This is a genomic window from Flavobacterium sp., assembly GCF_044349645.1.
In the GTDB taxonomy this organism is placed as follows: domain Bacteria; phylum Bacteroidota; class Bacteroidia; order Flavobacteriales; family Flavobacteriaceae; genus Flavobacterium.
The window spans coordinates 19969-31370 of record NZ_JBIKQP010000026.1; the positions used below are offsets into that span (position 1 = coordinate 19969).

An 11402-nucleotide genomic window follows, 5' to 3' on the forward strand; every position below is an offset into this window, starting at 1 on the left:
TGTTTTCTGTTTAAAATATTTAAAATAAAATAAATATAGATTACATTTGAAAAAAAGTGCAAGCATAAAACCAACCAACATGAACAAAAATATCTTAGTAGTAATTAGTCTGTTTTTTGTTAGCTTCATTCAAGCTCAACAAAATGCAATTACAGAAACCGGTGAACAAGTAATCTTATTTAAAGACGGCACTTGGAAATACCAAAATGAAGAGCAAGTAACTGAAAAAGAAATTCCAACTAATTCAATTCCATTTAAAAAAGATTCTGAATCGACATTTTTATTAAAAAGCAATAAGTTGAGTGTTGGATTTTGGTTAAATCCAAAAATATGGGCATTTAACAAAGGCCCTGAAAAAGATGCAGCTGAGTATGAACTTCGTTTGAAAGGTGGGGATTTATATGGAATGATTATTAGTGAAAAAGTGGAAATTCCACTTGAAACATTAAAATCAATTGCCCTTAGTAATGGAAAAGATGCGGCTCCAGATATAAAAATTATTAAAGAAGAATATAGAATCGTAAATGGAGTTAAAGTACTACTTCTTCAAATGAATGGCACCACGAAAGGGATTAAATGCTCCTATTATGGTTACTATTTTTCAAATTCAAATGGAACTGTTCAATTCGTAACGTATACCTCTACTAATTTATTAGCTAGTTATTTGCCTAAAATTGAACAATTGCTAAATGGATTTGTAGAATTAAACTGATAACCTAAATCGATAATCTATAAATAACTTAGTTTAATAATAAACTCAAGCCCGACCCACTTTTTATTCGGTCGGGTTTTCTTTACCCCAAAACTTCCAATTGTACCTTTTTAGTTAGGCTTTTAAACACCAAATCATAGGAATGGTCTATGAGTTCTTTAATTAAAGAATCGGGTACTTCACGATTTATTTCAATGGTGTTCCAATGAATTTTACTCATGTGCCAGCCCGGTTTTATGTTGTCATATTCCGCTCTTAACTCTTCGGCATATTCCGGATTGCATTTTAAGTTAACAGATGGATTTCCCATTTCCCATTCGTTTAAGGATGATAAAGCAAACATTTTTCCACCTACTTTAAACACCAAAGTTTCTTCGTCAAAAGGAAAATGTTCGGTTACGCCTTTTTTGGAAAGGCAATATTCGTAATAGGTTTCTAGGTTCATTTTTTTATTTCAAATAAAATCGGTTTGCTTGGACTTGCATCATTTTCAAAAGACGCAATCTGCAAATTCAATAAATAACTGCCGTCTTTCACTTCGCTATTTACAAAAATCATTTCTGTAATAGTGGAATTTATTCGAGCATCGTTGTTTAAATGCATTACATTTTTCACATTCCAAAAAGCTTTGTGTGCCAATAATCTTCCTTCATCGTGCTCTTTATCCACGCTTGGTAAATCGATTAGCAAATGTTGGATTCCGCTTTCGCGAATAAAAATTGCTGCTTCTTCGGACAAATACGGTGGATTGGTATGAGAATACTTCTTTGATACTTTATCGGAATTATTAGGTAGCGTTCTAATAATAATGGCCTCGGGAGAACTTCCATTGAGGGCATTTTCAATTTGAACTTTGGTGATTACCAAATCGTCATTTTGGGATTCTGGCTGGATTGAAATTAAATCAGCCATAAAGAAAAACTGCTTTAGCGATTGGTTTATCGAATAAAAATCGTTGGTGATATGTCCCAAACATTCGGTGTGGGTTCCGTGTCCATGTGGATTAAAAAAGATATTATTAAAATTCGTGGAGGACTTACCTTCAGAAACTTTCCCAATCCAATCACCAAAAACTACAGGTTCAATTACTGGTTTTTCAATGTACCATGCAATAGGGTTTTCATCTGTATTGGATAAAGAAATTGAGATATCAATGGGTTTTGATAAGTCGACTTCGAAATTATTTATTTTTGCTTTCATATTATTTAAACGCAATTTTATGTAAATGAATTTCTTTTTAAACTCATTAAATATAACACATTCTTTTTAACCGCAAAGCACGCAAAGATTTACGCAAGGGTCGCAAAGAAATAAAATAGACTATTAAAAGAACAGTAAGTAAAAGAGATTTATAGATTATTTACAACTCTTTTAATTCCATTTTTGATTAAAGCTACATTAAAATTTATCAACATCCCAAGTTTGCAATTAGTTAATTTTAAATAAGTTAGCAATTGAGCAAAATGAATATCATTCAAAGCCTCGACTGATTTTATTTCTAAAATTAATTTGTTTTCGATTATAATATCAATTCTATATCCAATATCAAGCTTTACTTCTTCATAAACTAAAGGCAAAGCTTTTTGCTTTTGAGTTTCTAACCCCATCTTATTTAGCTCGTAAAATAAGCATTCTTCATAAGCACTTTCTAAAAGACCCGGCCCTAAATTTTGATGGACTTTCAAAGCACAATTAAATACTATTTTAGACAATTCATTTTCTGTTAACATATTAAATTTATTTTTATGGCTAATATTATTTGTTTTTTAATTCACTTAAATCCTTGCGAACCTTGCGTAAACCTTTGCGAACCTTGCGGTAAAAAATTTTGTGGTAAACTATTCCAAATTTAAGTAAAACATATCACTTGCAATTCCATCAGTTAAAAACTTTCCTTTTTTGGTGGGTTTTAAAACGTTGTCTTTAATAATTACCAATTCGTCGTTTAGGAATTTCTTAACTTGTTTCATCAAATAATCCAAGTAGGTAATCCCAAATTCGGTTTCGATTTTATCTAATGAAACTCCCCAAATGGTGCGTAATCCGGTCATAATATATTCGTTATAACGATCGGTAATTGTAAGATTTTCTACTTCATTTGGAAGTTGGTTTTCTTGAATTGACTTTATATAAAGTGAATTATTAGATACATTCCAACTTCTAGAAATCCCATTATAGCTGTGTGCTGAAGGACCAATTCCGATGTATTTTTTTCCAAGCCAATAGGAAGAATTGTTTTTAGAAAAGTAATTTGCTTTTCCGAAATTTGACAATTCATAATGTATAAAGTCATTTGCTTCAAGCAATTCTACTAAAATTGAAAAGTGTTCTTGCGAAACCTCATCATTAGGATTTTCGATTTCACCAGTTTGAATTAATTTTTGCAAGGCAGTTTTAGGTTCTACTGTTAAAGCATAACTTGAAATATGTGGAATGCCATATGACAAAGCGATTTCTATATTTTTTTTCCATATTTCATTCGTCATTCCGGGGATTCCATAAATCAAATCGAGTGAAATATTATCGAAATATTGGGTTGCCATTTCTAAACATTTTTTTGCTTCCTCGGCATTGTGAGCCCGGTTCATCAACTTTAAATCATCTACAAAAAAGGATTGAATTCCAATACTTAATCGATTAATTTTCGTTTTTGACAATTCGATAATTCGGTCTTCGGATAAATCGTCTGGGTTGGCTTCCAATGTAATTTCGGGGTTTTCAATAATCAAATAATTATCATAAACAGTTTCGATCAGAAAATTTAAATCTGCCATCTGCAAAATTGAAGGTGTTCCGCCTCCAAAATAAATGGTTTCTACGATTTCATTTTCAAACTCGTTTTTGCGCAACTTTATTTCATTGGCAAGAGCCAAAATCATTTCGTCTTTCTTTTTCATAGAAGTTGAAAAATGAAAGTCACAATAATGACACGCTTGTTTGCAAAAAGGGATATGAATGTAGATTCCGGCCATGGTTTATTTTTTCACACGGGCTTCATTATTCTTTACAAAAGCATCCCATCCGGTATAACTTTTTTCTCCAGTTGTTTTTCCGGAATTGAAATAATGACAAACTGCTGCAGCTAATCCGTCTGTGGAATCTAAATTTTTGGGCAATTCTTTAAGTCCTAAAAGTTGTTGCAACATTTTTGCAACTTGCTCTTTGCTGGCATTCCCATTTCCGGTGATGGCCATTTTAATCTTTTTAGGTTCGTATTCGGTAATGGGAATATCTCGCGAAAGTCCCGCTGCCATTGCAACTCCTTGGGCGCGCCCTAATTTTAACATGGATTGCACATTTTTTCCAAAGAACGGTGCTTCAATTGCAATTTCATCGGGGTGGTGGGTTTCGATTAATTCAATTGTTCTTTCAAAAATAATTTTTAATCGTTGGTAATGATTGTCATATTTTGATAATTGCAACTCGTTTAATTGCAAAAACTCCATGTTTTTCCCAACGACTTTAATTAAGCCGAATCCCATGATGGTGGTTCCTGGATCTATTCCTAATATGATTCTTTCTTTTGTCAATTTTGAATTTGTTTCGTGGTTTATTTAGTACTTTAGCCCATTATAATAATGCACTTTTTTTTCATTTAGAATATACTGATGCTATCAATTTCACACAAAGCTAAACAATTACTTGTTCTTTTAATCAAACTTTTAATCGTTGGGTGTGCATTTTATTTTATTTATGACCAATTGGCCAATAATAATCAACTGAATTGGGTATTATTTTTAGAGAAATTCAATAAAAATAAATCGGTTTTAGGAATTTCTTTCCTATTGTTATTGAGTCTATTGAATCGGTTTTTTGAAATTCTAAAATGGCAAAATTTAGTTTCTTTTATCAAAAAAATATCACTTTTTGAAGCTACAAATCAGGTTTTGAGTGCATTAACCGCTGGATTATTTACTCCAAATGGTGTTGGAGAATATGCTGGAAAGGCCTTGTTTTTTGAAAAAGCACAAACGAAAAATATTATTTTTTTGAATTTGATTTGCAATGGCGTTCAAGTATTGGTGAGTTTGTTTTTTGGAATAATTGGATTGTTCTATTTGGGTTATTTCAAATGGGATTTAATTTTGATTGCCACCATAATAGGAATCTTAACCCTTGCATTTACTTTAAAGAAGTTTGATATTAAAGGATATTCTATTGAAAAATTGATTGAAAAACTAAATGAAATTCCACGAAAAATTCATCAAAAAAACTTCTATTTAGCTATTTGCAGGTACTTGGTTTTTTCTCATCAATACTACTTTTTATTTTTAGCATTTGACGTGCAGCTTCCCTATTTTACATTAATGGCAGCAATTTCAAGTGTTTATTTTTTAGCGTCTTCGTTGCCAACTTTTCAATTTTTAGATTTTGCGGTGAAGGGAAGTGTGGCTTTGTTTTTCTTTGGAATATTAGGCGTAAACGAATGGATTGTAATTTTTATAAGTACACTATTTTGGTTTTTAAATTTGGTAATACCTGCTACAATAGGCAGTTATTTTGTATTGGCATTTAAACACAAATAACTATTCTGATTTTATAATTACCGGTAATATAAATTGTGTTTTAACAGGAAGTCCTCTTTTAGTTGCGGGATTAACTTTAGGAAAATTTACCAATCGAGATTGAAGAATACTATCAACTTTAATTGTGTCGTAAGCTGTGCTGTCTTTCGGAAATTGAGGTTCGAATTTCATTGTTGAATTTGGAAACACAGTAACTTTCACTTCAATTGTATCTAATTCTGGGTATAAAGTGGCCAGCGTATCTGAAGTTAACTTCTCTTGAATAGTTTGAGTTAGAAACTCGAAAAAACACTGTTTTTGCATTTTATCGTCTTTAATTTTATCACATTCTGAAAAGGACGGAAACTCATCAACTTCATTCCAATTGATGGCATTCAGCTCCTTATCCAATAGCTCTTTTTTTGAGGGTACTTCACCGCCAAAATATTGGCAAGAAGAAATCAAAATAAGAAATAGTAAAGCGAGGGCTTTTTTCATTTGTAATAAAAATTAATATTTCAAAATTAAGGAATTAATATTTGGCATACCAACAAATGCTTTAAAAAGTAAAAACCCTCGATGGAGGGTTTTTAAATTCTTATAATTATAATTACTTAACAAGTAATTTCTTAACTACCTTAACGTTGTTTTCGGTTTGCACTTCTATAAAATAAATTCCAGGATTAACTGATGATAAATCTATAGTTTCGGTTGTAACTGCATTGTTGGCCATTTTCTGTAAAATCATTTTCCCAAGTACATCATAAACTGAAATAGTTGAAATTGAATTGGTACTGTCTTTTAAAGAAACAGTCACAAAATCTGAAGCTGGATTTGGGTAGAACACAAAACCACCGTTTTCAAATTCGTCTAATGATAATACAGTTACAAATTGAGTTTGGAAAGTATTGGTAATAATTGGTGGATTAAAATCAAAATAGATTGAAGCTGTATTTGGAATTATGTCTCCAATAGCATACCCAGGTTTTGGCTTGATTTTAAATTGAATATATCCGTTGGACGCTATTGGATCCATTGAAGTTGCAGGTAACTCAATATTGTCAAATTTCCAATTGATATTATTCCCAATTCTATCCATTACATAATTGTGACTTGCGCTCTCCATTTTAATAGAATTCTCGTCAAGTTTAGAATCCAATACATCATTAACACGAACATTTATTGCACTAGCTGTTCCAGTGTTTTCGAAACGAATAGTATACGTTAGAAAGTCATTTGCTGAAAAGCTAGAATGCAAAATTTGTTCTCCATGCGCTTCCATTTTATCGTTTGGATCATAAGACCCAATAATAATCTGACTAATTGTTGCTGTGTTATTCGCCGGAACTACATCTCCAGTTAAAGGAGTAATTGAAACTGAATTAGTAATTAAATTACCCAAAGAAACTGTTGGAATAGTTGGAACTTGCATAGTAACAGTTATCATTCTTATTTCAAATGGTAATAAGTTGGTGAAATTGTATGTAAAACCTGTTGGCGTTAATACAGCTCCTCCTTGAGAATTTCCAGTTATGGTTACAACTGCGTCTTTATTGAATGTTATGATTCCAGAAGCAACAGTTTGAGTTCCTAAATTGGTATAAATAATTCTATTGGTATGGGTAAATCCTGGTCTTGGTTGTTGCGTTGGAACTAAAATAGTCGCTAAGTCAGCATAGTTATTGGTAACTCGAACAGGGAAATTATAAACCTGCATACCGGCACCCACTACTATATTCACATTTGAATATGATCCTGGAGTCACGGAATAATTTGAAGTATAATTTGAATTAATTGTATAACTAATATTGTAAGAATTGGCTGGATTAATATCGTAAATATTATAAACTCCTGTTGGTGCCGTAATATTGTGGGTAGTTCCATTTTGGTTTACTTCATATTGAAATTGTCCTAGTGGAAAATTTTGTTCACCTGTTTCTTGAGTTCCATTTGAATTCAAATCTAAAAACGCATTCAAACGCAATCCAGAACAATTAATTGCTCCAGTAGTAGTTTGCATTTCCGTGATTTTAATAAATCCAGCACGATTACTGAAGTTAGTAGTCATAATTAAATAATACTGACCTGGCAATGCGTTTGGTATTACTGGATATTCATTTGCAGATGCAGAATAACTACAACTTACAATTTTATCGGCAGTTAATTGCCCGTTACAAGGAGTTGTTGGATTAGTGAAAGGACCATAACAAATGTAATCTACGTCCAAACTTCCAGCAGTATTCATAAAATTAATATCGGTGCTTTGTTGGATCATTAAATTGATATTTCCGGCTCTACTTATTGGTAAATAAAACCAAGTCGGATTTGGTCTTGTGCCCAAACAACCGTAACTATTTCCAGTTTGAGCTTGAATTCCTTGGTGAGTGTTTGCAAATGGAACTCCTAAAGCGCTACACAATGAATTAGCGGTATTACACACATAGGCATTGTTACAAACGGCATAAGCAATTGCATTAAATTTATATATTCTATCACACGTAGTAGGGTTTATTTCTCTAACAAAAATAGCCGTAGTTGGCGATTGTGTACCCACATTAAATACCGAAGTATTCGTAATTGGGACAACTCTATTTTGAGCGTTTGTTAAAGAAGTATAATACTCTAAAACGAAAGAGGAATTAATCTGAGCTTGGACATTCGTCAAATTAAAGGTGACAACGGTATCATTGTTATCATCACATTGAGTCATATCAGTTAAGACGCGAACAGTTGTTTCAAATTCGGATGCAACAAGTGAAAAACCTACAACTTGAAATGTGTTATCAACCGAATTCGTTACTCTAGCAAAAATTACCTGCGAAGGGGTTGTTATACAAAACTGACTAGGTGTTGAAATAACATTGGCATTATTATTTGCATCAGTTTGAGAGGTAAAATAAGTAACAGAATACGTTGCCGGATTTAAATTGGCTAAAATAATTGAAGTATTTGATGTTAAATCAAAACACGCTTGCCCATTATTTTGACACTGCGTTAAGTTTACTGGTTGACCAATTACTGGACCACATGGCAATGTTGTAATTGTTATTGGCGAAGTCCATGCGCTATTCCCATTGTTTCCACAAACCGTTCTTACATAAATAGTATATGCAGTTCCACAATTTAGGTTGTTTAACACAAATGGGATTGTAGTTGCAATAGTTCCTTGAGTTGTTGCTGAAGGCACTGGAGTTCCGGGAGCAGAAGCGTAAACTTCATATTGATTGGATGCACTTGAACCAACCCAATTTAATACTGCAGAAGTTGCTGTTATATTTGAAGAAGTAACAGCTGTTGGGCTAGGACAGGTTACTGCGCAGGATTGTACCATTAATATTAATTGTGAAACACAAAAACATCCTGCACTTGTTTGAACTCTTACAAATAATACCTCTTGATAAGGAGTAGTATTTGTATAAGGAGTAGTTTGTATTAGGGCATTAGTATTTGCTTGAGCATCTGCTTGAGTTCTAAAATAGGAAACAGCATATTGATTATTTGTTGAAAAATACGGATTGAAACTAGATAAAGGTGAAGTAGTAGTTAATCCATTTACAGTTCCATCGTTGTCACAAATATTCATTGAATAGGTGATCACTGAAGGTCTTGGATTCACCACTAAATTATAAGTAACTATTTGAGTTTGATTAGTAGTAATATTAATCACTTTTGCAAAAATCAATTGAGTATTTACAACCGTATTAATAAAAGTGTTTGGCAATGGATTGGCTCCTGTTGCGGCATCACTTTGTGATAAATGGTGTGTTACTAAAAGTGTGGTCGTTATTTGACCAACAATTTCACCTGATATTGCAGCCATTGAAAAAGTAGCAAATCCATCGTAATTGTCATCGCATACTTTGTTATTAACTGTTGGTTGATTTAATCCTGAGATTTGTCCGAAGAATGCTACTGAGGAAAAAAGAAATATAAATAGTATAATTTTTTTCATAAAAATAAAATTACAAATTGTTGAAATAGGGGTTTGATTTAAAGTAATCGTTTGCAAGATACAAAAATAATTAAATAAAGTAATTTATTTGGTTTTTAGAGGGATCTGTCAACGTGAATTATTCGGGAATAAAAAACCCTAACTATCTTATTTGTATGTAGTTAGGGTTAATAAATGTACCCGAAGCCGAGCAACCTAAAAAAGTTTGACTCCGCTTCTAAAAACGAAAAAAGCTCTTCTTTTCAGAAGAGCTTTTGTACCCGAAGCCGGAGTCGAACCGGCACGGTTTCCCACAGGTGTTTGAGACCAGCGCGTCTACCAATTCCGCCATTCGGGCTTGACAGACATAAATAATAGTTATAAAACCAATATTTAAACGCAATAAAAGAGAAGAATGTTATTAAAAACGGACTTCAATTCCTTTAACACGGTGCAAATGTAGAAATTATATTTACATTTAATATACAAAATACTCTAAATTTTCCTTTCCCAGTTCAATTTTATTACTAAATTTGCAGCTCGGTAAAACGAAACACAACTAACTAACTACATCCGAGGCATTTATAATTATTAGGTCTGTTTTTATCAAATAGCCTAATTATAAAGGATGTCAAGGAATAAAACAACAGATTAAAATGTCACATCAAGAACCAGATGCAAAAATATTTGCATGTTCCCAAAGTGTATATTTAGCGGAACAAATAGCCAAAAGCTATGGAATGCCGTTAGGTAAAGTTACGTTCTCTAAATATAGTGATGGTGAATTCCAGCCTTCTTACGAAGAGTCAATAAGAGGAATTCGAGTTTTTATTGTTTGCTCTACTTTTCCAAGTTCAGATAATCTGATGGAATTGTTGCTTATGATAGACGCTGCAAAAAGAGCCTCGGCAAGACATATTACTGCTGTTATCCCTTACTTCGGTTGGGCAAGACAAGACAGAAAAGACAAGCCAAGAGTTCCAATTGGAGCAAAACTGACTGCAAAATTGTTAGAAACTGCAGGAGCAACAAGAATTATGACTATGGATTTGCATGCAGATCAAATTCAAGGATTCTTTGAAAAACCAGTAGATCACTTGTTTGCGTCAACTATATTTTTACCTTACGTAAAAAGCTTAAATTTAGATAATTTGACAATAGCTTCTCCTGATATGGGAGGTTCAAAAAGAGCTTATGCCTATTCTAAATTTTTAGAATCTGATGTTGTAATTTGTTACAAACAAAGAAAAATTGCCAACGTAATTGATACAATGGAGTTGATTGGCGAAGTTAAAGGTAGAAATGTAATCTTAGTAGATGACATGATTGATACCGGAGGCACATTGGCGAAAGCCGCAGATTTAATGATTGAAAAAGGAGCTTTGAGCGTTAGAGCGATATGTACTCACCCAATTTTATCAGGTGGTGCGTATGAGAAAATCGAAAACTCAAAATTACTTGAATTAATAGTTACCGACTCGATTCCTTTAAAACAGGAATCAAAGAAAATAAGAGTCGTAAGTTGTGCGCCACTTTTTGCAGAAGTAATGCAAATGGTACAAAACAACACTTCCATTAGTGGGAAATTTTTAATGTAAATCAAAAAAAGCTAAAAGCTTAAAAAGTAGTATTTTATAATTATTAACTATATATTTTTACAATGAAATCGATTACAATTAAAGGATCAGAAAGAGAAAGCGTGGGCAAAGTGTCAACTAAAGCCTTACGTAATGCTGGAGCGGTTCCTTGCGTGTTATACGGAGGAGATCAACCAGTTCATTTCTCAGCAGACGAAAGAGCATTCCAAAAGTTGATTTACACTCCTAACGCACACACAGTTGTGATCGAGGTAGGTGAAGGTAAATCATACAATGCAGTTTTACAAGACGTTCAAGTTCACCCTATTACAGACAAACTTTTACACATTGACTTCTTTCAATTATTTGATAACAAAGAAATCACTATGGAAGTTCCTGTGAAAATTACAGGTGTTTCTCCTGGAGTTTTACTTGGAGGGGTTTTACGTTTAAACACTCGTAAATTAAAAGTAAAAGCATTACCAAAAAATCTTCCTGATTTTGTTGAGGCTAACATTTCTGAACTTGAAATGGGGAATAAATTATATGTTACGAAATTAGTTTCTGACAATTATAAGTTAATGCACCCAGACAACACTGTTGTTTGTCAAGTGAGAATTTCTCGTGCGGCTATGAAAGCAGCTCAAGAAGCAGCAAAAGCAGCAAAAGCTCCTGCA

The 11402-nt window shown here is 32.8% G+C and carries 11 protein-coding genes and 1 tRNA gene; 4 read left to right on the forward strand and 8 right to left on the reverse strand.

Going from position 1 to position 11402, the window contains the following annotated elements; all coding sequences use genetic code 11:
• The first annotated feature begins 79 nt into the window (after window positions 1-79).
• Complete coding sequence (locus AC9UFV_RS06755; RefSeq protein WP_509574132.1) at window positions 80-712, forward strand: hypothetical protein; 633 nt, start codon at window positions 80-82, stop codon at window positions 710-712.
• An 82-nt stretch (window positions 713-794) separates the two neighbouring features.
• On the opposite strand, the gene AC9UFV_RS06760 is transcribed toward AC9UFV_RS06755, so the two are convergent.
• From AC9UFV_RS06760 to ruvC, 5 genes are all read right to left on the reverse strand, one after another.
• The gene (locus AC9UFV_RS06760) at window positions 795-1157 is read right to left on the reverse strand and encodes an MmcQ/YjbR family DNA-binding protein (RefSeq protein ID WP_509574134.1); all 363 of its coding nucleotides are present in this window, start codon (window positions 1155-1157) and stop codon (window positions 795-797) included.
• Window positions 1154-1912 (reverse strand): cyclase family protein, encoded by a 759-nt coding sequence (locus AC9UFV_RS06765; RefSeq protein WP_509574136.1) that lies wholly within the window; start codon window positions 1910-1912, stop codon window positions 1154-1156. The genes AC9UFV_RS06760 and AC9UFV_RS06765 overlap by 4 nt, the downstream gene beginning before the upstream one ends.
• A gap of 149 nt (window positions 1913-2061) precedes the next feature.
• Window positions 2062-2442 (reverse strand): GxxExxY protein, encoded by a 381-nt coding sequence (locus AC9UFV_RS06770; RefSeq protein WP_509574138.1) that lies wholly within the window; start codon window positions 2440-2442, stop codon window positions 2062-2064.
• 108 nt (window positions 2443-2550) lie between these two features.
• Window positions 2551-3684: a radical SAM family heme chaperone HemW gene (hemW, locus tag AC9UFV_RS06775; RefSeq protein ID WP_509574141.1), complete on the reverse strand. Its 1134-nt coding sequence runs from the start codon at window positions 3682-3684 to the stop codon at window positions 2551-2553.
• A gap of 3 nt (window positions 3685-3687) precedes the next feature.
• Complete coding sequence (gene ruvC / locus AC9UFV_RS06780; RefSeq protein ID WP_509574143.1) at window positions 3688-4242, reverse strand: crossover junction endodeoxyribonuclease RuvC; 555 nt, start codon at window positions 4240-4242, stop codon at window positions 3688-3690.
• Between the two features lie 78 nt (window positions 4243-4320).
• Here ruvC and AC9UFV_RS06785 point away from each other — a divergent pair, with 78 nt between their 5' ends.
• Window positions 4321-5238: a hypothetical protein gene (locus AC9UFV_RS06785; protein ID WP_509574145.1), complete on the forward strand. Its 918-nt coding sequence runs from the start codon at window positions 4321-4323 to the stop codon at window positions 5236-5238.
• On the opposite strand, the gene AC9UFV_RS06790 is transcribed toward AC9UFV_RS06785, so the two are convergent.
• The 3 genes from AC9UFV_RS06790 to AC9UFV_RS06800 all read right to left on the reverse strand — a co-directional run bounded on the left by AC9UFV_RS06790 (window position 5239) and on the right by AC9UFV_RS06800 (window position 9506).
• Window positions 5239-5715, reverse strand: coding sequence for a hypothetical protein (locus tag AC9UFV_RS06790; protein ID WP_509574147.1), 477 nt, complete (start codon window positions 5713-5715; stop codon window positions 5239-5241).
• Window positions 5716-5827: 112 nt separating this feature from the next.
• Complete coding sequence (locus AC9UFV_RS06795) at window positions 5828-9169, reverse strand: T9SS type A sorting domain-containing protein (protein WP_509574149.1); 3342 nt, start codon at window positions 9167-9169, stop codon at window positions 5828-5830.
• 257 nt (window positions 9170-9426) lie between these two features.
• Window positions 9427-9506: transfer RNA gene (locus AC9UFV_RS06800), tRNA-Leu, on the reverse strand.
• A 298-nt stretch (window positions 9507-9804) separates the two neighbouring features.
• Here AC9UFV_RS06800 and AC9UFV_RS06805 point away from each other — a divergent pair.
• Both AC9UFV_RS06805 and AC9UFV_RS06810 read left to right on the forward strand, forming a co-directional pair.
• A complete protein-coding gene (locus tag AC9UFV_RS06805) occupies window positions 9805-10746 on the forward strand; it encodes a ribose-phosphate pyrophosphokinase (protein ID WP_509521418.1) in 942 nt (313 codons plus the stop codon).
• A gap of 62 nt (window positions 10747-10808) precedes the next feature.
• Window positions 10809-11402 (forward strand): 50S ribosomal protein L25/general stress protein Ctc (locus AC9UFV_RS06810; RefSeq protein WP_509574151.1); only part of this gene is annotated, 594 nt, incomplete at its 3' end.